General features: G+C 70.4%; 23 protein-coding genes and 1 pseudogene. 5 read left to right on the top strand and 19 right to left on the bottom strand.

Going from position 1 to position 25,025, the window contains the following annotated elements; all coding sequences use genetic code 11:
* Positions 1-5: 5 nt before the first annotated feature.
* The 3 genes from E1262_RS14205 to E1262_RS14195 are packed head-to-tail and all read right to left on the bottom strand — an operon-like array spanning position 6 to position 3,370.
* A complete protein-coding gene (locus tag E1262_RS14205; protein WP_132103793.1) occupies positions 6-941 on the bottom strand; it encodes a carbohydrate ABC transporter permease in 936 nt (311 codons plus the stop codon).
* On the bottom strand, positions 938-1,993 hold the full coding sequence (locus tag E1262_RS14200; RefSeq protein WP_238992931.1) for an ABC transporter ATP-binding protein: 1,056 nt from the start codon (positions 1,991-1,993) through the stop codon (positions 938-940). Before E1262_RS14200 ends, E1262_RS14205 begins: the two co-directional genes overlap by 4 nt.
* 3 nt (positions 1,994-1,996) lie before the next feature.
* Entirely contained in the window at positions 1,997-3,370 is a 1,374-nt protein-coding gene (locus tag E1262_RS14195) for an ABC transporter substrate-binding protein (protein WP_203453865.1), read from the bottom strand.
* A 353-nt stretch (positions 3,371-3,723) separates the two neighbouring features.
* Between E1262_RS14195 and E1262_RS14190 the strand changes: the two genes are divergently transcribed.
* Entirely contained in the window at positions 3,724-4,131 is a 408-nt protein-coding gene (locus tag E1262_RS14190) for a nuclear transport factor 2 family protein (protein ID WP_132103792.1), read from the top strand.
* A 39-nt stretch (positions 4,132-4,170) separates the two neighbouring features.
* On the opposite strand, the gene E1262_RS14185 is transcribed toward E1262_RS14190, so the two are convergent.
* From E1262_RS14185 to E1262_RS14135, 11 genes and pseudogenes are all read right to left on the bottom strand, one after another.
* On the bottom strand, positions 4,171-4,845 hold the full coding sequence (locus E1262_RS14185) for a haloacid dehalogenase type II (RefSeq protein WP_132103791.1): 675 nt from the start codon (positions 4,843-4,845) through the stop codon (positions 4,171-4,173).
* A 7-nt stretch (positions 4,846-4,852) separates the two neighbouring features.
* A complete protein-coding gene (locus E1262_RS14180) occupies positions 4,853-5,272 on the bottom strand; it encodes a hypothetical protein (RefSeq protein ID WP_132103790.1) in 420 nt (139 codons plus the stop codon).
* Positions 5,273-5,294: 22 nt separating this feature from the next.
* Positions 5,295-6,881, bottom strand: a complete 1,587-nt coding sequence (locus E1262_RS14175) for an HD domain-containing phosphohydrolase (RefSeq protein ID WP_132103789.1) — start codon at positions 6,879-6,881, stop codon at positions 5,295-5,297.
* Between the two features lie 33 nt (positions 6,882-6,914).
* Positions 6,915-7,457: a DUF3618 domain-containing protein gene (locus E1262_RS14170; RefSeq protein WP_132103788.1), complete on the bottom strand. Its 543-nt coding sequence runs from the start codon at positions 7,455-7,457 to the stop codon at positions 6,915-6,917.
* Positions 7,454-7,873 carry a phage holin family protein gene (locus E1262_RS14165; RefSeq protein WP_132103787.1) on the bottom strand — a complete coding sequence of 140 codons (420 nt, stop codon included), beginning with the start codon at positions 7,871-7,873 and terminating at the stop codon, positions 7,454-7,456. Before E1262_RS14165 ends, E1262_RS14170 begins: the two co-directional genes overlap by 4 nt.
* Positions 7,870-8,424 (bottom strand): hypothetical protein, encoded by a 555-nt coding sequence (locus E1262_RS14160; RefSeq protein WP_132103786.1) that lies wholly within the window; start codon positions 8,422-8,424, stop codon positions 7,870-7,872. Before E1262_RS14160 ends, E1262_RS14165 begins: the two co-directional genes overlap by 4 nt.
* A gap of 134 nt (positions 8,425-8,558) precedes the next feature.
* Entirely contained in the window at positions 8,559-9,395 is an 837-nt protein-coding gene (locus tag E1262_RS14155) for a SigB/SigF/SigG family RNA polymerase sigma factor (RefSeq protein ID WP_132103785.1), read from the bottom strand.
* Positions 9,396-9,567: 172 nt separating this feature from the next.
* Positions 9,568-10,770: a site-2 protease family protein gene (locus tag E1262_RS14150; RefSeq protein ID WP_132103784.1), complete on the bottom strand. Its 1,203-nt coding sequence runs from the start codon at positions 10,768-10,770 to the stop codon at positions 9,568-9,570.
* A gap of 158 nt (positions 10,771-10,928) precedes the next feature.
* Positions 10,929-11,075, bottom strand: a pseudogene (locus E1262_RS32095) (MFS transporter); the annotation flags it as partial.
* A complete protein-coding gene (locus tag E1262_RS14140) occupies positions 11,072-12,352 on the bottom strand; it encodes an MFS transporter (RefSeq protein ID WP_132103782.1) in 1,281 nt (426 codons plus the stop codon). The pseudogene E1262_RS32095 and the gene E1262_RS14140, both read right to left, overlap by 4 nt.
* Complete coding sequence (locus E1262_RS14135; protein WP_132103781.1) at positions 12,349-13,026, bottom strand: ArsR/SmtB family transcription factor; 678 nt, start codon at positions 13,024-13,026, stop codon at positions 12,349-12,351. Before E1262_RS14135 ends, E1262_RS14140 begins: the two co-directional genes overlap by 4 nt.
* A 98-nt stretch (positions 13,027-13,124) precedes the next feature.
* Here E1262_RS14135 and E1262_RS14130 point away from each other — a divergent pair, with 98 nt between their 5' ends.
* A complete protein-coding gene (locus tag E1262_RS14130) occupies positions 13,125-14,492 on the top strand; it encodes an MBL fold metallo-hydrolase (RefSeq protein WP_132103780.1) in 1,368 nt (455 codons plus the stop codon).
* Positions 14,493-14,495: 3 nt separating this feature from the next.
* Here the strand turns inward: E1262_RS14130 and E1262_RS14125 are convergent, their stop codons facing one another.
* Positions 14,496-14,774: an ABC-2 transporter permease gene (locus tag E1262_RS14125; RefSeq protein WP_132103779.1), complete on the bottom strand. Its 279-nt coding sequence runs from the start codon at positions 14,772-14,774 to the stop codon at positions 14,496-14,498.
* Between the two features lie 80 nt (positions 14,775-14,854).
* Here E1262_RS14125 and E1262_RS14120 point away from each other — a divergent pair, with 80 nt between their 5' ends.
* Positions 14,855-15,277, top strand: coding sequence for a LamG domain-containing protein (locus E1262_RS14120; RefSeq protein WP_203453864.1), 423 nt, complete (start codon positions 14,855-14,857; stop codon positions 15,275-15,277).
* A 75-nt stretch (positions 15,278-15,352) separates the two neighbouring features.
* Here the strand turns inward: E1262_RS14120 and E1262_RS14115 are convergent, their stop codons facing one another.
* Together E1262_RS14115 and E1262_RS14110 are read right to left on the bottom strand one after the other, a co-directional pair.
* Positions 15,353-17,113 carry an ABC transporter ATP-binding protein gene (locus E1262_RS14115; RefSeq protein ID WP_203453863.1) on the bottom strand — a complete coding sequence of 587 codons (1,761 nt, stop codon included), beginning with the start codon at positions 17,111-17,113 and terminating at the stop codon, positions 15,353-15,355.
* On the bottom strand, positions 17,113-18,855 hold the full coding sequence (locus E1262_RS14110) for an ABC transporter ATP-binding protein (protein ID WP_132103777.1): 1,743 nt from the start codon (positions 18,853-18,855) through the stop codon (positions 17,113-17,115). The genes E1262_RS14115 and E1262_RS14110 overlap by 1 nt, the downstream gene beginning before the upstream one ends.
* A 155-nt stretch (positions 18,856-19,010) precedes the next feature.
* Here E1262_RS14110 and E1262_RS14105 point away from each other — a divergent pair, with 155 nt between their 5' ends.
* Entirely contained in the window at positions 19,011-19,547 is a 537-nt protein-coding gene (locus E1262_RS14105; protein ID WP_132103776.1) for a dihydrofolate reductase family protein, read from the top strand.
* Positions 19,548-19,793: 246 nt separating this feature from the next.
* Positions 19,794-20,516 carry a DedA family protein gene (locus E1262_RS14100; protein WP_132103775.1) on the top strand — a complete coding sequence of 241 codons (723 nt, stop codon included), beginning with the start codon at positions 19,794-19,796 and terminating at the stop codon, positions 20,514-20,516.
* Between the two features lie 413 nt (positions 20,517-20,929).
* Here E1262_RS14100 and E1262_RS14095 read toward each other — a convergent pair whose 3' ends face one another.
* Both E1262_RS14095 and E1262_RS14090 read right to left on the bottom strand, forming a co-directional pair.
* Positions 20,930-24,196: a glycosyl hydrolase family 95 catalytic domain-containing protein gene (locus E1262_RS14095; RefSeq protein ID WP_132103774.1), complete on the bottom strand. Its 3,267-nt coding sequence runs from the start codon at positions 24,194-24,196 to the stop codon at positions 20,930-20,932.
* A gap of 126 nt (positions 24,197-24,322) precedes the next feature.
* The coding region (locus E1262_RS14090) for an E3 binding domain-containing protein (protein ID WP_203453862.1) at positions 24,323-25,025 on the bottom strand (703 nt) is incomplete at its 5' end.

Below are 25,025 nucleotides of genomic sequence, written 5' to 3'. Positions count from 1 at the left end.
TCACCTCACATCACCTGCATCCGGCGGACCGCGCGCAGGATGAGCACCGCCGCGGCCAGCAGCAGCGGGAACAGGAACAGCGCGATCGCCGCGCCCTGCGCCACGTCGCCGCCTTCGATGCCGCGCACGAAGGCCCAGCTCGCCAGCACCTGAGTGGAGTTGGTCGGCCCGCCGCGCGTCAGCACGTACACCACCGCCATGTCGGTGAAGGTGAAGATCGCACCGAACAGCGCGGCCACCGCTATCAGCGGCATCGTGAGCGGGATCGTCACCTCGAACATGCGCCGCCAGAAGCCGGCGCCGTCGACCCGGGCCGCCTCGTCGATGTCGCGCGGGATCGCGATCAGACCCGCCATGATGATCACCGCCGCCAGCGGCACCAGCCGCCACACGTGCACCGCGATCACCGACGCGGTCGCGAGCGACGGCCGGCCGAGCCAGTACATGTTGCCCTCGAGCAGCCCGACCTGGCGGAGCAGCCAGTCGATCGGCGAGAAGATCGAGTCCAGTAGCCACAGCCAGGACACGGTCGACAGCGCGACCGGGGTCGTCCACGGCAGCAGCACCAGGAACCGGACCAGCCATTTGCCGCGGAAGTCGGCGATGAGGATGTTCGCCAGCACCTTCCCGAACACCACGATCAGCACCATCGACACGCCGGTGAACACCAGCGTGTTCCGCAGCGCCTGCCAGAACACCGGGTCGTCGAACACCCGCCGGTAGGCGTCGAGCCCTGCCCAGTCGTACGACGGGTCCCCGGCGGTCACGTCGCTGAACGCGAACCCGATGGCCAGCACGAAGGGGACGCCGACCAAGGCGACGACGTACACGACGGCCGGCAGGAGAAAAAGCGATGCCAGCGGGCCCTCGCGATCGGCGAGCCGGCGCCGTCCGGTGGCCGGTGTTGCCGGTGGACGGGTCGCGGTCGTCGCCTGCGTCATGGCTGCGACCACTCCAGGGGTACGGCGTCCATACGATCGCCCGTCTCGGGGTCGAAGAACCGCAGCCGGTCGGTGGCGACAGCGAAGTCCGCGGTCTCCCCGGCGGTGAGCGGCGTGGTCACCGTCGACGGCAGCCTGGCGATCACCCGGGTGGCCTCGCCGAGCGTCGTGATCGTGCCGTACACGTGCCGGTCCCCGGACAGGTACTCGATCCGGTCCACGACGAACGGGATCTTCACCGCTCCCGCGCCGACCACCTCGGCCGGCAGCAGGTGCTCGGGCCGGAACCCCACCAGCATCCCGTCGCGGCGGACCAGGTTCATCGGCGGCGAACCGATGAAGGTCGCCACGAAGGTGTCGGCCGGGTCGTCGTACACGTCCCGTGGGCGGCCGAGCTGGCGGACCTGGCCGGCGTCCATCACGGCGATGCGGTCGCCCAGCCCCATCGCCTCGGCTTGGTCGTGTGTGACGTAGATCGTCGTGGTGCCGATCCGCTGCTGGAACCGCTTGAGTTCGTCTCGGGCCGACGCGCGCAGCTTGGCGTCCAGGTTCGACAGTGGCTCGTCGAGCAGGAAGACCGCCGGCTCCCGGACCATGGCCCGGGCGAGCGCGACCCGTTGGCGTTCGCCGCCGGACAGCTCGCGCGGCTTGCGGTCGAGCAGGCGGCCGATGCCGAGCAGGTCCGCCGCCCACCGCGCCTTCTTCTCGCGGGCGTCCCGGTCCATCCGCTCGGCCTTGAGTGGGAAGACGATGTTGGCCAGCACGGTCTTGTGCGGGTAGAGCGCGTAACTCTGGAACACCATGGCCACCTGGCGAGCCCGAGGCGGCAGCTCGTTGACGACGTTGCCACCGATCAGCACGTCGCCCTCGGTGGGCTGCTCCAGCCCCGCAATCGTGCGCAGCAGCGTCGTCTTGCCGCATCCGGACGGCCCGAGCAGGACCAGGTACTCACCCTCCTCGGTGGCCAGGTCGATGCCGCGCAGCGCCTCGACCTGCTGATGCCGCCCGTCGAACGTCTTGCGCAGTCCACGCACCTCTACGATCCGGGTCACGGCTCACCCGCCACCGCCGATGAGCCCGCGTGCCCGCCACTTCGCGAAGATCGCGTCGACCTCGGCGGTCGCGTCCGCCACCGCCTGATCGGGCGTGACCTCGCCGCGTGCCGCCCGTGCGAACATGTTCGGGATGATCGGCAGCCCGAACACCTCGCCTTCGGCGGTGTTGGCGGGGCCGGGGTGACCGATGTTCGTCGCCCAGTCGGTGGAGTCGGCGAGGAAGGCCAGCTTGTCCGCAGGCTGGGAGCCGAACGGGTCGTCCTCGAGCCAGGCCTTGAGGTTGGGCACCAGACCGTCCCAGGCGGGAAAGTCGTACAGCTTGGAGTGGTACGCGGCCGACTCCAGGTTCGCCGTGTAGTGGAGCAGGAACTCCTTGGCGGCGTCCGGGTTGGTGGCGTGCTGCGGGACGAGCCAGTTGTACATGACGTGCTGTGCGGCGAGCGCGGTCTCGGGTCCCTCCAGCGCCGGCACGAAGAGCGTGTCGTTGGCGATGTCCGGGTTGGTCTCCTGGCTCGTCCGGTAGGCAGAGATCGAGTTCAGGATGTAGCTGAGCTTCCCCGCGACCATGCCCTGGTTGTTGCTCGCCGCGTTCCACGAGAACACCTCGTCGGTCATCGCGCCCTGGAACAGTCGGACCATGTACTCCACCGCGGCGACGGTCTCCGGCGAGTTGAGTACGACGTTCTCGTTCTCGTCCTGGATGGACGCGCCGAACGACCACATCAGCGCCCGCCCGGCCATGTTGGAGTCGATCTCCTGGGACATCCCGATGCCGAGCTGGACACCTTGCGTGGCCATGATCTCCGAGCCGCCCTCGAGCAGCTCGTCCCAGGTGCGTGGCCCGTCCGTCAGGCCGACCGGCTCCCACATGCTGCGGCGGAAGTTGCCCGGGTCGGGCACCCAGCCCGGGCCGAACGCGTAGAACTTGCCGGTGGTCGGGTTGAACGAGGACTTCCGGCAGATCTCCAGCTGCTCGCCGTACCGGTTGTTGGCCTCCTCGGTCACGTCGGCCAGGTCGAGCACACTCGGCTCGAACTGGGCCAGCGGAGCGATGTACTGCATCAGGTCGTGACCCTGGCCGGCCGACAGCTCGGCCGCGATGCGGGCGGGCACGCCGGCGACGTCGATGTGGTCGACGGTGACGTTCACCCCGACCTGCTCGCCCCACTCCCGGGTGAACTGGTCGAACCACTCGTCGTGGCTGGGCACGAAGTGGCTCCACATCAGGATCGACAGCGAACCGGACAGCCGCGCCGTCGGCTCGGTGAACGCCGGGCTGGGCGACTCGGCCGCGGCATCGGCGTCCTCCCCGGGACTCTCCGGCTCCTCCGCGCAAGATGCGGCCGCCAGGCCCAGGCCGGCTAGGCCGGTCATGCGCAAAACGTCGCGTCGTGTCCAAAGCGGATAGGACCGCATCAGGCACCTCCTACTTTGTGGCTGTGTAGGTCTGCCTATCCCTCGATCAGAGAGGGCGATCAGATCGTCATCCGCGCATGCTTCGCGAGCGCCAACGCCCCGGGGCAGTCAGTGGCAGGCTCCTGTGTTACGGCTCGACCATATACACCAATCCGAGGCGGATGACAGCCAAGACAAGACAACCGAGCTGGGAACAGCAGGAGGGAAGGCCCGATCGCCGGTGCTGATGCGCCTTCGCGGCGATGAGTTTCGTGGTCGGCGCGAGTCCATCCAGGCGGGCCGTATCCGAACGAGTGTGAGGAGGGCGCAGGGTGTCCGACGACCGAGAGCTGATCCGGGAGCTGATCACGCGGTGGGCGGCGGCGGTGCACGCGGGCGACATGGAGGCCGTCCTGGCCGGTCACACCGACGACATCGTGATGTTCGACGTCCCGCCGCCATACGAGGGCGTCCGCGGTATCGAGGCCTACCGCGAGACGTGGCCGCCGTTCTTCCAGTGGCAGGCACAGGGTGCCAGGTTCGAGATCGAGTCCCTGGACATCACGGCAGGCGACAACGTGGCCTTCGCGTTCGCCCTGTTGCGCTGCGGTATGCCGGAGGAGCTCGCGGCCAACCCGGCCAACCGGCTCCGACTGACGCTCGGCTTGCGCAAGGAGCATGGCCGGTGGGTTGTCGCGCACGAGCACCACTCCTTCCCCTATGTGTCTGGAGAGCCGTGATCCAAGGCGCCACGTACGCCTCAGGGTGGCGCCGATTGATCAGTCCGCTGGCAGGGCGAGGAGACCGCGCACGACCGCGACGAGATCGTCCCCTGACACGTCCGGTTGGGCGTAGATGTCTGGGTAGGCGCCTTGCATGCGTTCGACCCATCCGGTCGTCAGGCCGGCTTGGTGGGCGCCGTGCGTGTCCCAAGCATGGGCGGCGACCAGAGCGACGCGATCCGTGGGCACCTGCGTACGGAGTGCGGCGTGCCGGTAGATCTCCGGGGAAGGCTTCCACCGTTGCACGTCGTCGACTGAGATCGCCTGCTCGATGTCGCGGTCGATGCCGGCCCGCTGCAGGAGCTTGATGGTGTTCTCGGCCGACCCGTTGGTCAGGGTCACCATCCGTACCCCGGCAGCGCGGGCAAGGCGTACGGCCGGGTCGACATCGGGGTGGCGATCGAGTTCGGCGAATCCCGCGACGATCGTGCGGATGCTCTCGTCGCCGAGCATGTGACCAGTGACCGATCGCAGTGTGCTGGTCGCGATCTCGCTGAACGGCCGGTAACTGCCGGTCGCGACGAGTGCGAACCCGTCGCGCAACAGGCGGGAGAACCACAGATCGAGCACGTGACCCGGCTGACCAGCATCCGTCAGCCTCCTGCGGACCGCCTCGAGTGAGAACAGCGTCTCGATCACATCGAACGCGATGACCAGGGGACGTTTCGCCATGCTTCGATCATCCTCGCATCGCAGGATCCTTGGTCGGCTTGATGTGTGGAGGTGCGCCGGTTGTGCCCGGCGCGAGACCGTTCCAGCGCGCGAAGCTGTTGGCCTGGACGGCCGCGGAAATCGTGCAGCCCGGGATGAATCCGAACTGGCCGGTGACCAAGGCGTAGGCGATCCACGGAGGCTGAACGGCCGCGCCGAGCAGCCAGCCCCACCACCGCTCGGAGCCGGCTGACCACAGCGCCAGCACCTGAATTCCGGTCAGTAGCCACGGCCAGTAGGACGGCGCGCCGATGCGCGAACCCGATCCCCATGCGGATGCCACCACCGCGGCGGAGCCGGCCAGGCTCAGGAGTGCGCCCCACGCGAGGCGGTGCCCTGTTCGGGCCCGCTCGGACGCCGTGCCCGCCGTTGGGCCGTTGCTCCACATGACCGGAAAGCTACGGGCCGTGTCATCGCTGCGGTATGGGGAGTTCTCCCCACGACATCAGCCCGTGCTCCATGGCGTAGAGCGTGGCGCCCGCTCGGGTGGACACGCCGATCTTTCGATAGGCGTTCTGGATGTGGTGATCGGCCGTCTTCGCCGAGATCCCCAGGCGCCGCGCAACCTGTTTGGTCTGCAGTCCGCGGCCGATGAGACGGATGACCAATGCTTCGCGCTCAGTGAGTCCGGCCGGCCGCGCGACGTGGTGAATCCGCTGGCCGGCAGCTTCCAACACGGCGGCGACGCAGTCAGGGTCCAGCTTTCCCTGCTTGGCGTCTCGCCCCAGCATCTCCGCGACTTCGTCGGGGGAGTGCGGTGGCCGATAAGGTCTGGGCTCGATTTTCGCATGGAAGGCGTCAGCGACGGCGAGCAGCCGGGCCTGCGGAGACAACGATGCGGCCGTGGCGCCCTGGCTATAGCCCGAGCCGTCGAGTCGTTCGTGATGCGCACAGGCGACGGCCGCAAGTTCCTGGAGGAACGGTGAACGCGAGAGAACCCGCCCGGTGTGGTAGGGATGCAACCTGACCTGTTCCCACTCGTCCGCAGTCAACCGTCCTGGCTTCAGCCAGACACGCGGATGGACGGCGACCCGTCCGACGTCATGCACCAGCGCCGCTCGGCGAACCTTGCGGACGTCGGCGGCGTCGAATCCCAGGAGCTCCGCAGCACCAGCGGCCAGCTGGGCCACTCCGGACGTGTGGCCGACCAAGGATGGTGAGACAAGATCGGCGAAGTCGCCGATGGCGGCCAGAGCTCCATCGATCGCCGTGCCGGAGAGCGCTAGCTGAGGCTTCGGTTCGGCAGCAAGCGTGGCCTCCCACACCGATGTCGCGGTTTCGGACGTGGCCAGGATTTCGTCCGCATGATCGACGAATGCGTGTGCCACGTCTGGATCGAAGGCATGTCCCGCACGATCTCGAATGACCGCGGTGGTGCGTTCGTCGTCACCGATCAGTCGTTGGTTGGCGGCGTCGCGCGCAACGTGGACAATACGTAGCGGCAGTGGTATGTCGTCACCCTTGGCCCGGCCCAATGCTCCTTTGCCGTCCCAGCGATCGGTGAGGCGAAAGAACATGCCATGGACCGCGGGGTGCATGCCGAGCCGTTCGGCGAACATCTGTGCTACTTCGCAGATGGCCGCGAAGTGTGGCCGCAGGAAGAGGGCCGCCATCGGCAGCCGGGTGGCGACCTCATAGGCCCGCCGGAGCGGTGGACTGTCCGGCGACGACACCGCGCGGGCAGCTCCGCCAAGGCTCTGCGACCTCGAACCGAATTGGACCGGCATCAGGTTGGCTGTGGCGCCTCCGACAAAGATCCGCGAATGCTCTTCGACGTCGGTCGTGCAACCGCTGTACATGAGAAGGCTGAGGTAATAGGTGTGCGACGCCGTCTCCGAGTCGACATCGAGCAACTGGGCGAGCCGCATCGTCATCAGCGTGGCCTGCAACCCATGCTCAAAGGGAAAGCCCATGCCGAGGTCCGTCGCCAGGCACATCGCGGCGATGACCTCAGAAGCGCGGCAACCATCGTCCACCGACCGCTCGTTTGCGGTCACCGCACCAACACTAATGGCTCCCCAGCGGGCTCGTCAGTCGCTGCGTCCTTCATCGCGTACGGTCTGCACGGCGTCCTCGGCGGTAGAGCGCACCGCATCGGCGGATTCCCGTGCGGGCTGGCTCAGGTCGTCGGCGACCTCGCGGGCCATCGACGACGCCTCCTGCGCCACGCCGGACGCCTGCTCCTTCACGGTCGCGGCGGCGCGGCGTTCGGCCCGGCTCGCCGGGATGACGCTCGCGGCGAGCCAGCCGGCGCCGAATGCGATGAGGCCGGCCGCCAGCGGGTTGCCTGCGGCCCGTTCCCGCATCATCGTCGGCGCCTCGCCCGCCTTGTCCGTCATCGTCGACGCGGTGCCGGCCACCGACGAGGCCGCGCCGCCGCCAGCGGACGCTACGTCCGAAGCGACGCCCATGACGCGGTCCTTCAGACCGCTCATCGCGCCACGGACACGCTCGCCCTGCCGCCGCGCTACCGTGCCCGGTCGCATCCGCTCGCGGACCGCGTCGACGTCGTCGCTCAGCTCGTTCCGGGTCCGCTCGATGTCGGCCCGGATCCGATCGGGATCGTTGCTCATCGTGGGTTCTCCTGTCCTTTGAATGCGTCCGGGATCTCTCTGACCGTCTCGGCGGTCCGCGGCGCGCCCCTGACCCGGCGCATCTCCGTCCGGCCAGTCGCCGCCAGGACGGCCGCGACGATCGCCCAGAGGCCGGCCACGATGAGCGCCGACCAGCCGTGGCCGGTCGCGTCGGCGATCGCCCACCACAGCGCGATCGACAGGAACAGCAGCGCCAGCCACGCGGCCACGCCGGCGCCGCCGTACATCCCGGCGCCGCGTCCAGCCCGGCCGGCCGACTGCTGCAGCTCCGCCTTGGCCAGCTCGACCTCCTGCCTGACCAGGGTGGACAGGTCGCGACTCATCTCGCCGAGCAGCTCACCCAGGGACGCATCGGACCCGGCGGCGTGCGCCGGCTCGCGGGGTAGGTCGCTCATGACGAGGCGTCCTGTTCGGTCGGCCGCGCCATGCCCCGGGTCAGACGGCCGGCGAGCACGCCCGCCCCGACGGCGAGCGCCAGGAACATGCCGGGGCGCCGGCTGGCGAACGCCCGCACCTCCTCGATCAGCTCGCCGGGCTCGCGACCGTCGAGCCACCCGGCGAAGTCGTCGGCCCGGCCGGCGGCCTCGCGCACCAGGTCGCCGGCCATGCCAGGCTGCGAAGAGTGGTCGGACATCGACCGCAGCTCCTCCGACATCGTCCGCAACCCGCTGACGGCGCGGTCCTTCTGCTGCCGAGCTTGCGAGGTCGCCTCGTCCCGGGTCCGGCCGGTGAGGTGGTGCAGCTGCCGCCGCGCCTCGCCGGTGACCTTCGACGCCTCCTCCTTGGCGGCGTCGACGGTGGTGGACACCCGCTCCCGCACGCCCTGCGCCGCGTCGGGCGCGGACCCGCCGGTCGGCGACGTCTCCGGTGCCGCCGGCGTCGCCGGGTCGAACGGCTGCCCCGTTCCGCTGCCCGGACCGGGTGACCGGCCTTCGTGGTACGTCATGACGGTTCCCCCTCGGTTGGTGCGCCACCGCCGTCCGGTAGCCCCGGCCCGCGTGGCCGGTAGCCCGCAGATACCCGGACGAATCGGTGCGAAACAGCGCCGCCCGGCGGTTTTCGCGCGGCCGGTCCGAGCGGTCAGGCAGCGGTCTCGCCGATGCTCTTCCGCAGCCGTCGGAGAATCCGCGCCAGCAGCCTCGAGACCTGCATCTGTGTGATGCCGAGCTCGGCCCCGATCTCGAGCTGCGTCCAGCCGCAGAAAAAGCGGAGGTAGAGGATCCGCCTGTCGCGAGCGGAGAGAGCGCCGCAGGCGGAGGACAGCGCGACCATCGCCTCGGCATGGTCGTAACCGGTATCGGGCCCGCCCAAAGCGTCGGCGAGCACCGAGCCGTCTCCGTCAGCGTCGGGCGCGGCGGCTCGGTCGATCGAGATTGCGGTGTAGCAGCTGCCGGACTGCTCGGCCTCTCTGATCTCCTCGAGCTCCGCGCCGAGGTGATCGGCCAAGTCGGCATCGGACGGGATGCGCCCGAGCGACTGGCAGAGCTCGTCCGACGCGGCCGCCATGGAACTGCGCAGCTCCTGGACGCGACGGGGCGGGCGGACGGCCCAGCCGTGGTCGCGGAAGTAGCGCTTGATCTCGCCGAGGATCGTCGGCAATGCGAACCCGACGAAGTCGTTGCCGCGGTCGGGATCGAACCGGTGGACGGCGGCCACCAGGCCGAGATACGCCACCTGCTGGAGTTCCTCGGCCTCCACGCCGCGGCCGCCGTACCGTCGGCTCACCGCCTCGGCGAGGCGGAGGTTCTCGACGACGACCTCGTCGAGGAGGCGCCGCTTTTCAACGCCCGTGGCGCGCGCCGCGGCGCGGAGGAGTTCGTTGGTCCTGCCGTCGTGGATGAGCCGGACGGCCCTGTGGCCGTCGCCGGCGAAGCCGTCGCTGTCGCCTTCGTGGTGGGCAGAGGTCAGAGTGGGCATGCGCGCACCCCCGGTGAATCGAAATGAGGAGTGGCACACTTCCGAACCACGATCTGAATCGGAGCCTTACCCCGAATGCACTCCAATCACTCCTCATCGCCGGCCACCTTGTCAAGGGGTAGGTGCGAGCGGCGCGGCTCGACCACGACGAGCGCCTGGGCGAGCCCGCGGGTCAGTGGTTCCGGTGACGGTGCTTGGCGGTGCCGGCCGATGTGACGTCGGCGCCGCGTGGGCCCTGGTACGCAGAGAGGCCTTGGAGGTCTCGGGCCTGGAGGGCGCGGCTGATGTCGCTGGGGGAGACGATGCCGATCACTCGCTGGTGGTCGTCGAGGACGACGGCGCGTCCGTCGCTGCAATCGCGCATCCGCGGGAGCAGGTCCACCAGCGGCTCGTCTGGCGTGGTCAGTGGAAGCTCGTCGGGTGCGCATGCGATGTCGCGGAGGGTGATGGCCGAACGGTCCTCGTGCCGGACGCCACGCATGCGGTCGATGGTGGCCAGGCCTAGCAGGCGGCCGTCCCGGTCGAGGAGTGGGTAGCTGGCGTGCCGGCGTGTCCACAAGCCGTCGGCGATGAACCGGTCGAGCGGCTGGTCGGGGTCGGCCGCCATGGGCTGCGGTGTCATGACATCGCGCACACGGACTCCGTCCAAGGTATCGGCGATGCGGGTCTGTTGCTCTTCGGCGGCGGCGACGTTGACGAGGAAGAACCCGATGAGCACCAGCCAGACGCCGTCGAAGCCGTCGCCGGTGACGATCTGGACGAACCCGAGTGTCATCAGGACGAACCCGAACACGCGGCCGGCCCGCGCGGCGGTGACGGCGGCGCGGGTGCGATCGCCACGGCGGGCCCACAACGCCGCGCGCAGGACTCGGCCGCCGTCCAGCGGCGCTGCCGGTACCAGATTGAAGACGGCCAGCAGGACGTTGATGCCGGCCAGGTAGACGAACATCCCGACGACCAGGTCGGAGCTGCCGGCGGCATCGAGTCCGACCGCGACGATGGCGGCGACGACAGCCGTCGCCACACTGGCCAAGGGCCCGACGACGGCGATCCGGAAGTCCGCACCGGGCGTCCGCGGCTCACCCTCCAGCTCGGCGACCCCGCCGAACAGCCACAGCGTGATGCCCTCGACTTCGATGCCGTTGCGCCGTGCGACCACGGCGTGGGAGACCTCGTGCGCCAGCAGCGAGGCGAAGAACAACACCGAAGTGACCAGCGCCGCGAGCACATACGCGACGGTGCTGCGTCCCGGGTACACGGCCGGGAAGCGGCCGAAGGCCAGGCCGACGACGAGGATGGCCGCGATCGCCAGCACACTCACGTTCAGCCCGACCCGGACACCGAAGATGGTCCCGAGACGGATCGACTCACGCACCACCGTTCGCTCACCTCTCACAAGTCCCGGCGTGTCGGTCAGCGAGTCATGTGGCCGGCTCGCAGCTCACCAGTGACTATGGGCCGCAGTACCCGGGAGGATCGGTCTCAACCGGCTCAAGAGCCCAAGGTCACCAACAGGGTCCACCTGACGCGGGGTAGACCATGGCGGTCGCCAGCAGGAAGCAACACGGTCTGCTGTTGACCGACCATGCCACCGACCAGGGCGTTGACTGCGACCAGGAGTGTGAACTGGCCGGCGTTCTCGCGCAGACCCAGCCGGATCGCGGCGGGCGTCCGCGTCATGCCGTAGCTCGGGAGATCGTGCTCCGCTCGCGACGAGCCCAGAACAGGACCGGGATGAGCAGCAGGGCGAGCGCACCGCCGGCCAGGGAGAGGGTCGCGTAGTCCGAGGCCGACACGACCACGCCGGACATGGCGCCGCCGCCCGCGCCGGCGAGCGCGACGAGGACATCAATGGTGCCTTGCGTGCGTGGCCGGTTCTCCGGAACGGTGGCATCGACGACCAGCGCGGTGCCGGCGATCAGGCCGAAGTTCCAGCCGAGTCCGAGCAGTGCCAGCGCGACAATCAGCAGACCGAGCGACTCGCCGGGCGCGGCGGCCGCGGTCACGCCGGCGAGGAGCAGGGTGAGGCCGGAGGCGATCGCCATCGGCGTGCGTCCGATCCGGTCGACGAGGACGCCGGTGACCAGCGATGGCAGGAACATCGCGCCGATGTGGATGCCGATGACGAGGCCGACGTCGCCGAGCCCGTGGTGGTGGGCCCGCATGTGCACCGGGGTCATGGTCATGATGGCGACCATTGAGATCTGGGTCAGCACCATGATCGTGGCGCCGACGTAGGCGGCGGCACCGGGTCGCGGCCTGGAGAGCGTAGTGGGCGGATCGCCGACGGTGCTGACGGCGGCCGCGACTTGGAGTCGGCGCGCGAGGAGGAACGGGTCGGGGCGCAGCAGGGCGAACAGCGCGATGCCGGCGGCGGAGTAGGCGACGGCGGCGAGCAGGAACGGTCCGGCCAGCGCGGGGATGCCCATCCGTGTGGCGAAATCGCCCAAGGGGTCAACCAGGTTCGGTCCCGCGACCGCGCCGAGGGTGGTGGAGACCATGGCGATACTGATCGCGGTGCCGCGGCGGGCGGGCGGCGCCAGGTCGGTGCCGGCGTAGCGGGCCTGCAGGTTGGTCGCGGTTCCCGCGCCGTAGATGAACAGTGAGGCGAACAGCAAGGGCACGTTGTCGCTCACCGCCGCGGCGACGACCCCGGCAGCGCCGATGCCGCCGGCGGCGAACCCGGCGCCGAGACCGATCCGCCGGCCCCACCGTTGCGTGAACAGGCCGACCAGGTAGGCGGCGAGGGCTGAGCCGAGGGTGAACAGCGCGGTGGGGAGCCCGGCGACGCTTTTGGAGCCGAGCATCTGCTGAGCCAACAGGGCACCGACGGTGACGCCTGCGGCCAGGCCGGCGCCGCCGAGGATCTGGCTGAGGACGACGACGGTCAGGGTGCGTCGCTGCACCCGCTGCCGCTCAGGGTCGTCGAGCTGGAGGGCGATGTCTGGCACCGTCATGGGCGGTCGCAGGCGTCGACGGGCAGGTCGGCGAGGCGCCACTCGAGCATGCCGTCGTTGAGGCGGATCGCTCGCCGTCCGTGCTCGGTGAGCAGCCGGACGGCGTCGTAGGCCAGCACGCAGTACTCGCCGCGGCAGTACACGACCGTGTCGGTGTGCTCGGGCAGTTCGTTGATCCGGTCCGCCAGTTCGTCGACGGGGATGGAGATGGCGCCGGGGATGTGGCCTGCCAGGTATTCCTCCACCGGGCGCACGTCCAGCACGACCACGTCACCAATCTCGATCCGGGCCTGCAGCTCGTTGTGGCGGAGTTCTGCGGTGTCGGTGTCGCCGAGGTAGGCGTCGCGGGCGACGGGAACGGCGGCCTGATGTCGCTCCGCGACTTTGCGCAGCAGCGCGAACAGCTGGGCGACGTCGTCACCGGCCAGCCGGTAGAAGATGCGCACACCGTCGCGGCGGGTCGCGACGAACCCCGCCTGTTTGAGCGTCTGCAGATGAGCCGAGGCTGTCGTCAGGTTCAGCCCGGCCGCTTTCGCCAGCCCGTCGACGGTGCGCTCGCCCTGGGCCAGCAGGTCGAGCAGCTCCAGGCGCTTCCCGCTGGCCAGCGCCTTGCCGCTGGCCGCGAACGCCTCGTACAGCTCGGTCTTCGCCAGTGCCTGGGTGGTTGCCGCCATGCGATCCTCCAATAATCTGTGGAGTATCGTATAACAACGCGCGGAACTTTTCCGGCCGCGCATCGCATCGCCTGCCTCGGAGACCTGGAGGTGCCACCGTGGACTTCGCCGAGGAACACCTGATCCCGCTGGTCGACGAGGGACTGGGCAACAGCGCCTATCTCGTCGACCTGGGCGACGGGCGTGCGCTGGCGGTGGACGCCAGCCGGGATCTGCGCGCCCTCCACGCCAGCGCGAAGCGGCGAGGACTGACTGTGGCGTTCGCCGCCGACACGCACCTGCATGCCGACTTCCTCTCCGGTGCCATCCAGCTCGCTCGCGACCAGGGCGCCACCGTGCTGGCCTCGGCGGCCGGGCGACGGGCCTTTCCGCATACGCCGCTCGGCGACGGGGACGAGGTGAATCTGGACGGACTGACACTGCGGGCTCTGTCCACGCCCGGTCACACCCACGAGCACCTGGCGTTCCTGCTGCTCGACGGCAACCGTGCGCTCGGTGTGTTCACGGGCGGATCGCTGCTCGTCGATTCCGCCGCCCGGACCGATCTGCTGGGCGCCGACCGCGCCGAGGAGCTCGCTCGCGCCCAGTACCGGTCGCTGAACAGGCTGGCCACACTGCCGGACGAGACGGCGGTGTGGCCGACCCACGGCTCGGGCTCGTTCTGCTCCGCCCCGTCCGGTGCGGAGCGCACGACGACCGTCCGCGCACAAAAGCGCGACAACCCGCTGCTCGCCGTGCGGGACGAGGACACATTCGTGCGCGAGCTGCTGGACCGTCTCGGGTCCTACCCGGCCTATTTCGACCGGCTCACCGAGCGCAACCGGCGCGGCCCAGCCGTCGGCACCGCCCCCTCGCTGGGGCCGCTGACCGTCGACCAGGTCGTGACGCTGTTGGGCAGCGGCGGCTACGTGATCGACGTGCGGCCCGCGGCCGACTTCGCGGCCGGCCACATCCACGGCGCGATCTCCATCCCGCTGCGCCCGCAGTTCGGGATCTGGCTGGGCTGGCTCCTGCCCGACGATGCCCCGCTCGCCTTCGTGGCCGGTGACGACCAGGACGTCGATGAGATCGTCTGGCAGGCGTACAAGATCGGCTACGAGCGGCTGGCCGGCCGGCTCGACGGTGGCATGCCGGCTTGGCTGGCGGCCGGACGAGCGCAGCGCACGACCGCGTTCCTGTCCGCGGACCGGGCGCCGTCGGGGCCGTACCTCGACGTGCGACAGCAGGCCGAGTACCGCGGTGGCCGCGTTGCCGGCGCACTACACGTCGAGCTCGGCAAGATCACCGATCTGGTCGACGATGTGCCGCCGGGCGCGGTCGTGGCCTGTGGTCACGGCGAACGAGCGATGACCGCCGCGAGCATCCTCGAGCGCGCCGGCCGCACCGGCCTCACCGTCCTCGCCGGCGGACCGGCTCACTATGCCGCAGCCCATGGCGCCGAGCTGGTCCGGGACGTGAGTGCGTGAGAATCAGCGGCTGGTGCGGCTGAACACCCGCACGGCGAGCGGCGCGAACACGACGGTGAGGGCGGCGGCCCAGGCCAGGGTGAGGGCGACCTGGCCGGTGACGGTCTGTCGCGGCGGCAGGGCGCCCTCGCCGAGCATCAGCCCGCGCAGCGCGCCGGCGGCGACGGTGACCGGCTGGTGGTTGGCAAATGGTTCGAGCCAGCCGGGCGTGGTCCGGGCGGGGACGAAGACGGCGCTGGTGAAGCCGAGGGGTCCGTGCTCGGGCGCGGGCCGCCCGGTCACTGCGTCTCCGTGGTCGTCTCGGTGAGCGGAGGCGCCTCTGCCGGCGGGTCCTCGGTGAGCTTGGACTCGATGCCGATGTAGTGGTCCTCGATCGCCGCTCGCGCCTGATCCGGGTCGCCCGTGAGAAGCGCGTCGAGAATGACGGCCACGTCAACACGGGCGCGGAGAGCAGGTTCGCGACCGCGGCGGGCGACTACGCCGACGGTGCGTGGCACCACGTCGCCCTCACCCGCAGCGCCGAGGCCGTGACGATCTACCTCGATGGCGAGCCACAAGGGTCGTCTGCACCGGCCGCCGGTTCCGTGTCGGCCGGCGCACTCACCGGCATCCGGATCGGTGCCCGGGTCGACGGCATCAACAACCCGCTGGACGGCGCCGTCGACGATGTGTGGATGTTCGACCAGGCGCTCAGCGCCGCCCAGATCGCGGCGCTGGCGGCCGGCGAGGCGCCGGCCGGCGCCGAGCCGGTGCTCCATCTCCCGCTGGACCGGATCACCAGGTGATCACGTTCACCAGGACTTCTCGCGCCTCACAACTAGGCACGCTTTCCTGGCGAAGCGGGAGAAGTCCTGGTGATGTCACGGATCGTTGTGCTCGTCGTACTCACCGTGCCACGAACGCCAATGCCTCTCGTAGGGGCCGCCCGCTCTGACGAGTTCGTCGTGGGTGCCCAGCTCGACCAGTTCGCCCGCCTCCAGGACCGCTATGCGGTCGGCGTCGTGCGCGGTCTGCAGCCGGTGGGCGATCGCGATGACCGTGCGCCCGTGCAGGACCGCCGCCAGGGACCGCTCGGTCTGCCGCGCGGTCCTCGGGTCGAGCAGCGCCGTTGCCTCGTCCAGGATCAGCGTGTGCGGGTCGGCGAGCACGAGGCGCGCCAGCGACAGCTGCTGGGCGCGTGCGCCGTCGAGGCCGATGTCGGCGCCGACCTTTGTGTCCAGGTCTTGCGGCAGGTCGTCGATCCAGCGTGCGCCCACGGCCTCCAGCGCGGCGCGCAGCTCCTCGTCGGTGGCGCTCGGTCTCACCACCCGCAGGTTGTCGCGCACCGTGTCGTGGAAGACGTGGTGGTCCTGCGTGACGAGCACGACCTGCTCACGCAGCCGGTCGGGTGGCAGGTCCGCCACCGGCGTTCCTCCTACGGTCACCGTCCCGGTACGTGGCCGGTCGAGGCCCGCCAGCAGCCGGGCCAGTGTGGACTTCCCCGCTCCGGAGGGGCCGATGACGGCCAGTCGCTCGCCGGGCCGCACCACCAGGTCGACTCCACGCAGGACGTCCCGGCCGCCGTCGTAGGCGTAGCGGACGCCGGACACCTCGGTGCGGTCGCCATCAGGTGCTGCCGCAGGTCGCGGCTCCTCGCGCGGTACCTCCGCGAGTCCCTCGACCCGTGCGTAGGACGCGATCGCGCCCTGCAACTGCTCCACCCACAGCGTCAGCGTGTCCAGCGGACCCACCAGCTGCCGCAGGTACACCGTCGCGGTCACCACCACGCCGACGCTGACCACACCGTTCGCGTGTAGCACCCCGCCAGCCAGCAACACGCCGACCACCGGCAGCGCGCACGAGACGTCGAGCGACGGGAACAGCACCGTCCGCAGCCGCAGTGTCCGCAGCCGAGCGGCCCGTGCGTCGGCGACTGCGCGGTCCGCGGCCTCCGCGCGCCGGCTCTCCAGCGCGAGCGCCTCGATCGTGCGGGCGCCCTTCGCGGTGCTCGTGACGACGTCGGCCAGCCGCGCCCCGGTCGCCGCCTCGGTGAGGTAGGCCGGCCGGGCCCGCCGCAGGTACCAGCGCAGCGCGGCGCCGACGCCGAGCAGGCACACCAGCCCGCACAGTCCGAGCAGCGGGTTCAGCACGAGCACTGCGACGATGAGGAGCAGGGCTTGGACGAGAGCCACGAGGACCTCGGGCACCGCTCGCCGCAACGTATTCGCGACCACGGAGGCGTCGATGCTGCCGCGGGCGATCAGGTCGCCTGCGGGCACGTGCTCCGCGACGGACGGCGGCAGCGCGAGCGTGCGCGTCAGGAACCGATCGCGGACCCGGGCCGCCGTGCGCTCGCCGAACCGGTAGCCCACTGCGAGCGCCCACCGCGCGAGCAGCGTCTGCACGACGGTGAACACCACCACGCCCAGCGCCAGACGGTCCACGGTGCCGAGCACGTCACCGGAGCCCGCCCTGACCGCGTCGACGATCCGGCCCAACAGCCACGGTCCGGCCAGCCCCGCCGCAGAGGCCAGGCTGTTGAGCAGCAGCAGACCGGCCACGGCGCCCTGGTCCGCGCGCAAGTCGGCCCACGCTGCGGCCCGGATCTGGGCTGGCTTCGCCACAGGAAGCGTCGCGCTCATCAGCTCACCTGCCCGTCCTGCATGCGGGACACCAGGTGCCGGTAGGCAGGGTTGTCGCGCAGCAGCTCCTTGTGCGTGCCGGACGCCGCGGCGCGGCCATCGGCGAGGAAGACGACCTCGTCGGCCCGGTCGAGTACGAGCGGCGAGGTTGTCGTGACCACCGTGGTGAGGTCCTGCCTGGCTTCGCGCAACCGGTCGACTACGGCGGCCTCGGTGAGCGCGTCGACTGCGGAGGTCGGCTCCACGGCGAGCAGCACGTCCGGTGCGGTATAGAGGGCGCGCGCCAGACGGAGCCGCTGCCGCTGCCCACCTGACAGTGTCCTGCCGCCGGACGCGACGGGTGCGTCCAGACCGCCGGGCAATGCCTCCACGACGTCCTCTGCCACGGCGGTCCGCAGGGCTGCGCGGACACGCTCGTCGTCCGGCTTCTGCCGACCCGCGACGGTGTCGCGCACCGTGCCCGCGAACAGCGCGGCGTCGTTGTCGGCGACGACCAGCCGCTCCCGCAACTGATCGGCCGCCACCGCGTCGACCCGCACCCCGGCCCACGTCGCGTCGGTGTGAGTGAATCGGCCCAACCTCTCCACCACCGCGATCGCTTCATCGGGACGCGCGCTCACCAGCGCGGTGAACAGCCCGGCGCGCACCAGAACGCCGGACTCCGGGTCGGCGAGCGGTCCGCAGACGTCCGGTAGCTCGACCGCGTCATGCTGGATGTCGCGTTCGGGCTGCAGATTGAGCAGGTCCACGATGCGCCGGGCGGCTACCAGCGCGCGGGCGATGTCGCCACCGCCCTCGATGAAGGCCGACACCGGCACCACCAGTACAGCGACGTAGCCGTAAACCGCGACGAGGTCTCCGATGGTGATCTCGTCCCGCGCGGTCATCCGCGATGCCAGCCACACCACTGCGGCCAGGAACAGCGCTGGCAGCCCGCTCGCCAGCGCGGTCACCCAGCTCGCCGGGCCGCCGACGCGGTAGCCGCGCTCGACCAGTTCCCGCGACTGGCGCCCGTAGCGCTCAACCGTGAACTCCTTCCCCCCGAGGCCGTTGAGCACGTGCAGCCCACCCAGAATGTCCACCAGCCGCGTGGTCAGCCGGCCCTGGTGCACGCGGTAGTCGCCGCCGGTGCGCTCGATGCGCCGCAGCAGCGGCCCGACTGTGCCAGCCAGCAACGGCACACCGGCGAGCACGACCAGGGCCAGCAGTGGCGAGATGGTGAACAGCACCACGGCGACCACCCCGTAGGCCACGATCGCGCCGAAGCCCGGTCCCGTCACGGTCATCGATTGCGCGACAGCCTGAACGTCGGCAACGCCGATCGTCACCACCTCGCCCGTGCCCACCCGCCGCGACAGAGCCGAGCCCAACCGGGCGGTGTGCCGCACGACCGCACGCACAGTGCGAAACGACGCGTCCATGCGGATCTTGGTCATGGTGCGGTGCCGGGAGATGGCCAGCACGGCATTGAGCACGCTCGCGACAGCTAGCACCACAGACCACGTGACCAGGGCCGCAGTGTCTCCCGCGACGAGACCGTCGTCCACCGCGCGGGACAGCACCCACGGGGGCACGGCCAAGCCGACCATCCACGAACTCCCGAGCGCCGCGCCTGCAGCGACGCGCCGCGCCTGCGAGCGGGCGAGCCAGAGCAGGAAGCGGAAGGGGCTGCTCGTGTGGCGTGCCGCAGGAGGCGCCCAGTCTTCGGCCACACGGTCGGCGGCCGTGTGGTTGCCCGGCATCAGGCCACCCTAGTGGGGAAGCGTATGGCCGGGCTGAGTCCCCGGCGGAACGTCCCGTGGCTGTCTGACAGGCGGCGCCTGGTGATCGCAGCGATGAGTTCTGGTCGCGCGAGCCGTCTACGCAGCAGGGTCCACGTCAATCGGAGGTGTTGAACGTGCGCAAGGTCGTCGTGTATGAGCTGTTGTCCCTCGACGGCGTCGCGGAGAAGCCCGATGGGTTCTTCGCCGACTGGGACGACGCGATGGAGGCCAACCTCGGCGCCGTCATCGCGGCGCAGGACTCGGTCATCCTCGGCCGGCGCAGCTACGAGGAGTGGGCCGAGTTCTGGCCGGGCAGCGACATCGAGCCGTTCGCGACGTTCATCAACGGGGTCACGAAGTACGTCGCCACCTCCACGCCGCTCGATCGGAAGTGGGCCAATACGACCGTGGTCGACGGCGAACTGGTCGAGTTCGTGCGGGATCTGAGGAACCAACCCGGAGCCGACATCGGCGTGCATGCAAGCATTTCGGTCGCCCAGGCCCTGCTTGCCGCGGGCGTCGCCGACGAGCTCAGGCTGGTGATCGCACCGGCGATCGCGGGCAGCGGGCGGAAACTCCTCGACGGCTTGCCGGCGATTCGGCTCGAGTCGATCCGAAGCATGACCTCGCCGACGGGCTATCTGCTCGTCGACTACTGCGTCATCGGGTAGGCGAGCCGGCAGGACGCATCGCCGACGCCGCTATGCCATCTGGAATCGCCCCGCGAGGTGGCGCAGCGGGAACACGAGCGCCCACCCGTACACGGTGACGAGCGCGCACACCACGACCAGCCAGGGCCGATCCCGGAGCGACGTTGGATGCTGCCTATGAGTGCACATTCTGGCCCTGCGGAGTACACGACGAACTCGTGACAAGCGCACATGTCGATTGATCGGTGGATCGCTCAGCCTTGGACCATGAGCATCGTCGACGGAACATCCAATAGCCTGGCCGCTGCCGGTGCCATCCCACGAGCGACCAGCCCCTGGCGCCGGTTCGTGCCGTGGCAGGGTCGCGCCACCCGCCTGGACATGGCCCTGATGGGCGCGATTCTCGGAGTGGTAGCGCTCGGCTTGGTGTTGCGGCCGCTGAAGCCGTTCCTGCTCGCCTCGCATCCGGTCATGCTGGAGTTCCTCACCGGCGACCTCACGGCGATCGGCGCCGCCGCTGCGTTCGCCCGGATCGGCGAGGCTCCCGTCTGGCTGGTCGTTGTCGCCGGAGCCGCGGGCATGGTGAAGCTCGACTGGCTTACCTGGTGGACCGGGCGGCAGTGGGGCCTGGGCATTGTCAGGATGTTCACGACCAGCGAGCGCGCCCTGCGGTTCGCCGGCCGCGCCACCGAGCTGCGGCCGTGGACCCTGCGCGCCGCGGTCGTCCTCGCCGTGCTGCCCGGTGTCCCCACTGCGGTCGTGTACGCCATGGCGGGCTTGGCCGGGATGCGCCTGGCGACATTCCTGATCCTCGACTTCGCCGGCGCGCTGGTCATGACCGGCTTGGTCGCGGGCCTCGGCTACGGGCTCGGTCAGCAGGCGGTCGACGTCGTCCTCATCATCGATCGGTACGCCGCGGTCGTGAGCCTCACGATGATCGCCATTGCCGTCCTGATCCCGGCGATCAAGCGGCTGATACGACGCCGATGAGGCACGATGTCAGCGACGGGATCCACCTCGAGGTCCGGCTCAATCAGGACAAGATCTGCCTGCTGGTCGTGATCTTTGAAGGGTCACCCGGGCAGCATCCATCTACGCGAAGACACGGTCATGGCCAGCCTGGATCGGTGGCCGGCGCTCGAGCCGAACGACCCCGAATGGATCGCTGCTGCGGCAGGTCCAGACGAGGCGGAAGCCGCCCGGATCGAGACGTTGCGCGAGCAGCAGGCTCGCCTCAACCGCAAGATCGCGAACCTTGTGTCGGCGGACTCGCCGCTGCGCCCAGGTGGGCCTGTTCCGCCATGCGCCGGCGATCTCCTGCCGACTATCGAAGCCGTGGGCCAAGCCGGCGAAGACCCGCCGGGACGGCGCCGGCAGCGCCGCCCCAGCGAGTCGCGGGGCGCCTATGGCGTGTCGTCGATGAAGGTCACGTACGGCACGCCGCCGTCGCCGTCCACGCCGGAGTTCGGGCCGAGCGCGTGCCGACCGGCCGGGAGGTGCTTCGTCCACACCACCAGCGAGATGTTCTCTCGATCGGCCGGGACGTCCCAGGCCGACAGGTCGCCGGAGAAGTCGTCGTCGAACAGCGTGGCGCCGTCCGGCGTGGTGACCGTGAACCGGTCGAACTCGCCGATCTCGTTGCCGGCCATCCGGATGCCGGCCCGGCCGGCGGCGAAGGTGCCATCGACACGGTCGTCGACCAGCTTCCCGTCAAGGAAGGTACGGATGCGGTCGCCGACCGCCTCCACCCGCAGCCGGTACTCGTTCCGGGCGGCCGGGACGATCGGGTTGACCTGCCCGATCCGCGTCATGCGCCCGTCGACCATGCGGTACATCTGCAGCTGGCCCAGGCCGCCGTCGCTGCCGAGGGAGCCGCCGATCTGCCACACGTAGCCGTTGCGAGCGTCCTGGGCGCGGAACATCACACTCGTCCCGACCTGCACCTGCTGCACCGTCACGTCGAGGATCTGGTCGCCCCAGTCCGCTCCTTCCTTCAGCAGCGTCACGCCCGATCCGGACGCGCGCATCCGCCCGTCGGGCTCGAGGGCGATGCTCTGGAGGAAGTCGTGGGTGCCGACGGTGAGATCGGTCCGGGTGAAGCCCTGCTCCTGCAGCCAGCCCGGCCACCAGGTGCCCTCGCCGCGCTCGTCGAAGGCCACGTAGACGTCCGCGGGCCGCGAGAGGTCCAGCGTCAGGTAGTCCTCGGGTGCGGCGTTCTCGGCGTCGTCCGGAGCGCCACGCACCATCGCCGTCCCGTCGAGCACGTCGGGCAGGCCGTCGAGGACGTCGCTGCTCTCGAGCAGGTGGTCGACTCCGTCGTGTGCGCGGACCAGCCGGTCCAGGTGCCGCGGGCCGGCCACGTCGACGACGTCGCTGCGGATCTCCGGCGTGCTGGACTCGACACCGAGCGTCTGCCCGCCAAGGTGGCGCGCCTCGGCGGCCGGCCGGCCGCCGATCTCCTCGAACGGGAACGAGCGCAGCGGCGCACCGACCCGCTCGACGACGTAGCTCGATCCCGCCTCGACCGTCAGGTCGATCTCCTCGGCGTCGGTGGGCCGGACGATCGAGGCGGCCGGGTCGGCGCCGTCGACGACGCGGATCCGCTCGCCGGGCCACGGGTTGGCGATGCGCAGCGTGTCGTCCGCGGCGGCCTCGATGCCGACGAGGTTCGGCACGCCGTCGCGCACCTGAGTGCTCACCCTGTGCCCGCCGGGGATGACGACGGTGCCGTCGACGTCCCAGTCGTCGATCCAGGACGGCGCGATCCGGACGACCCCCTCGTGGGCCTGCACCAGGGCTTCCTGCAGCGAGCTCGCGACGATGGCGCTCCACGAGCTGTAGTAGTTGTGGATCGACGCCGGGTCGTCGTTCTTGCCGTGGCCGGTGAAGCCGTTCGGGAACTTCTGCAGGTCGACCGTGCCTTCGACGAGCAACCGCTCCATGTCCTCGGGCAGCCCGAGTCGCGCCGCCCAGATCGGGCTCTCGTCCCACTCGCGGGTCAGCGGGAAGACCCGCTGCTGGAACGTGTCGCGCATCAGCTGCGAGCCGATGCCGAACAGGCCCCACGGCATCAGCGGCTCGAGATCGACGTTCTGGGTGTTCTTGGCCGGCTCGTCGGTCGCGGACCAGGCCATGACATCCACGCCGTTGCGCGTGGTGGTGCGGAACTCGGGCAGCTTCGGGATGGTGGCCCGTAGCTCGGCGGCGAGATCGGCGTCACCGTTCTGCTCGGCCAGGTCGGCCACGATCGGGAACATCACCTTCATCGCCGCGAGGTCCGGCGTCGGGTCGGTGGTGTCCCACTGGGTCTCCAGCGAGTTGACGTCATGCAGGTGGACGCGCCCGTCCTCGCCCTCCTCCAGCAGTGACAGGTAGAAGCGCACCACCTCGCGCATCAGCGGGTAGCCCTCCTCCACCACGGACTCGTCGCCCGTGTAGAGGTACTGCTTCCAGATGTCGTGGGCCACCTCGGGGCCGGTGGAGATGACGCGGTTGAGGAACGCCGGGCCGATCTCGCCGTCGCACGCGCCGCCGGTTCCGTCGAAGCGCAGCAGTTCCGGCACGCAGACGCCCTCGGTGCCCGGCCATGCCTGCCGGGTCCAGGCGAGCATCTGCGGCAGCCGGTCGATGTACAGGCTCAGGTAGGCGTCGTTGAACTCCGCGGTGCCGGCGCCGAAGTTCGCGAACACCTGCTGGCGCAGGTTGAAGTGGAACCAGAAGTCCGGCGAGATCATCTGGTCCTCGAACGGGTACAGCATGTTCGCCGCGCCGGCCTGGCCGGTGGGCACTTCGGCGCGCTGGGTGGCGGCGGTCGTGTAGAGCTGCTGGATCCGCAGGTTCTCCATGTACTCGCCGACGCCGTCGGAGGAGGCGACCCGCATCGGCGCCACGCCGGCCCAGAAGTCCGCCCACCACGCCAGGTGGCCGGCCTCGAGGTCGACGGCGTCAGCGCCGGTCAACGCCTCGGCCGCCGCGCCGCCGACGTCGCCGCCGGTGTAAGCGGGCACCCCGGCCACCACGCGGAACGACCCGTCCGCGGCCGGAGTGAAGGTCAGCCGGACCGTGACGTCGTCGACCACCTCGGCCGTCACGTGACGCCCGAGCACGGTCACCGCGGCGATGGCGCCGGTGGTGATGCCGGAGTCCTCGTCGGTGAACGTCTCGGCCAGGGCGACGATGCCGCCGTCGGCGTATGCCGCGGGCTCACGGCCATCCCACAGCCGCAGCTCCACCGTCTGGGTCTCGTCCGGGTCGGCGCCGCTGACCTCGACGACGAACTGGTCGGCGTCGGCCCGTATGTAGCTGACGGTGCTCAACCCGCCGCCGGACTGACGCAGTTGGCCGTCATACATGTCCAGCCGGCCGGTGTAGTCGCCGGCCGAGGACAACTCGAACAGTCCGGGGATCACGAGCTGGCCGGCCGATTTCAGGTCGGGGAAGGTGTCGTTGCGGTTGAGCTGCGCGGTGAAGCCGTTCTCGGCCCACACGGCCGCGCCGACGTGCCCGTTGCCCACCGGCATGCTCTCGAAGTCGCGCCATGGAGCCTGTTCGAGCGCGAGGTCGGAGCGCGAGACCAGGTCTTCGGTCTCCACCTGCAGGACGCCGTCGCGCCACGCGGTGGTGGTACGTCCGGACTCCGGTGGTGCCGACCCCGCGGGGAGCGGTGCCATGGCTGACAGCAAACCCGCGACCAGCGCCGCGCTGAGTGCCGTGCCGAGTAGACGTCTGTGCATCATCGCCTCCAGACAATCGATTGACTTCGTGTCGTGCGCATGCCGCTCGTGACCGGGATGGGATCAGTCGCCTACGGAGACGATCTCCAGCGCGGCGACTGCGGCGTCGAGGAGGCGGACCGCCTCGTCGCGAGGGAGCCGGCCGGGGTCGCTGGCCGCCGCCACGTACACCGTCTGCCGGACCGAGAGCGCCAGGCCGCCGCCGGAGGTGTCCGGCACGACCTTCCGCCGCGGCGCCCCGATACTGATGAGCAGCGCGGGCGCCGGTTGAACGATCGGGAGCTCGGCCAGCAGCCCGTCGTTGGTCGCGTCGTGGACCGTCAGCCCGCCGCTGCCACCGACACCAGCCGCAGGGCCGGCGTCCGGACGTGTCCGTACCGTGGCCAGGGCGCGGGCCAGCCCGGCGACGGAGAGCTCGGTGGCGTTGGGCACAGTGGCCGCGGTCAGCGCACCGGCCGGGCCGGGGACCGTCACGCTCAGACCGGCCGCCCGCAGAGCGATGCCGTCCGCCGCCCGCAGGATCGCGAGCGCAGCGCGGGCAAGCAGCTCGCCGGCCCGAGCCGGTGGGGCGAGCAGACAGGTCACGTCGGCCTCGGCGAGAGCGTGCGACCACGTGACCGCCGGCCGGCCGCCGGTCGCCGCGAGAGGGGCGAGGTCGCGCAGGCGGATGCGGCCGCCGACACCCCCGCCTCGGATCGTGTCGACGTCGATGCCCAGCTGCTGGGCCAGGTGGGCCACCACGGGAGTGGGCGGCACCGGGGCGGGC

It is taken from the genome of Jiangella aurantiaca (genome assembly GCF_004349105.1).
Classification (GTDB): domain Bacteria; phylum Actinomycetota; class Actinomycetes; order Jiangellales; family Jiangellaceae; genus Jiangella; species Jiangella aurantiaca.
This window is presented reverse-complemented; position numbering and strand designations above follow the sequence as displayed.

Excerpts from the sequence above, each read along its gene's own strand:
- E1262_RS14205 (WP_132103793.1), bottom strand. The coding sequence starts at position 941 with ATGACGCAGGCGACGACCGCGACCCGTCCACCGGCAACACCGGCCACC.
- E1262_RS14195 (WP_203453865.1), bottom strand. The coding sequence starts at position 3,370 with ATGACCGGCCTAGCCGGCCTGGGCCTGGCGGCCGCATCTTGCGCGGAG.
- E1262_RS14185 (WP_132103791.1), bottom strand. The coding sequence starts at position 4,845 with ATGGCGAAACGTCCCCTGGTCATCGCGTTCGATGTGATCGAGACGCTG.
- E1262_RS14180 (WP_132103790.1), bottom strand. The coding sequence starts at position 5,272 with ATGTGGAGCAACGGCCCAACGGCGGGCACGGCGTCCGAGCGGGCCCGA.
- E1262_RS14170 (WP_132103788.1), bottom strand. The coding sequence starts at position 7,457 with ATGAGCAACGATCCCGATCGGATCCGGGCCGACATCGAGCGGACCCGG.
- E1262_RS14165 (WP_132103787.1), bottom strand. The coding sequence starts at position 7,873 with ATGAGCGACCTACCCCGCGAGCCGGCGCACGCCGCCGGGTCCGATGCG.
- E1262_RS14160 (WP_132103786.1), bottom strand. The coding sequence starts at position 8,424 with ATGACGTACCACGAAGGCCGGTCACCCGGTCCGGGCAGCGGAACGGGG.
- E1262_RS14155 (WP_132103785.1), bottom strand. The coding sequence starts at position 9,395 with ATGCCCACTCTGACCTCTGCCCACCACGAAGGCGACAGCGACGGCTTC.
- E1262_RS14140 (WP_132103782.1), bottom strand. The coding sequence starts at position 12,352 with ATGACGGTGCCAGACATCGCCCTCCAGCTCGACGACCCTGAGCGGCAG.
- E1262_RS14135 (WP_132103781.1), bottom strand. The coding sequence starts at position 13,026 with ATGGCGGCAACCACCCAGGCACTGGCGAAGACCGAGCTGTACGAGGCG.
- E1262_RS14115 (WP_203453863.1), bottom strand. The coding sequence starts at position 17,113 with ATGAGCGCGACGCTTCCTGTGGCGAAGCCAGCCCAGATCCGGGCCGCA.
- E1262_RS14110 (WP_132103777.1), bottom strand. The coding sequence starts at position 18,855 with ATGCCGGGCAACCACACGGCCGCCGACCGTGTGGCCGAAGACTGGGCG.
- E1262_RS14100 (WP_132103775.1), top strand. The coding sequence starts at position 19,794 with ATGAGCATCGTCGACGGAACATCCAATAGCCTGGCCGCTGCCGGTGCC.
- E1262_RS14095 (WP_132103774.1), bottom strand. The coding sequence starts at position 24,196 with ATGGCACCGCTCCCCGCGGGGTCGGCACCACCGGAGTCCGGACGTACC.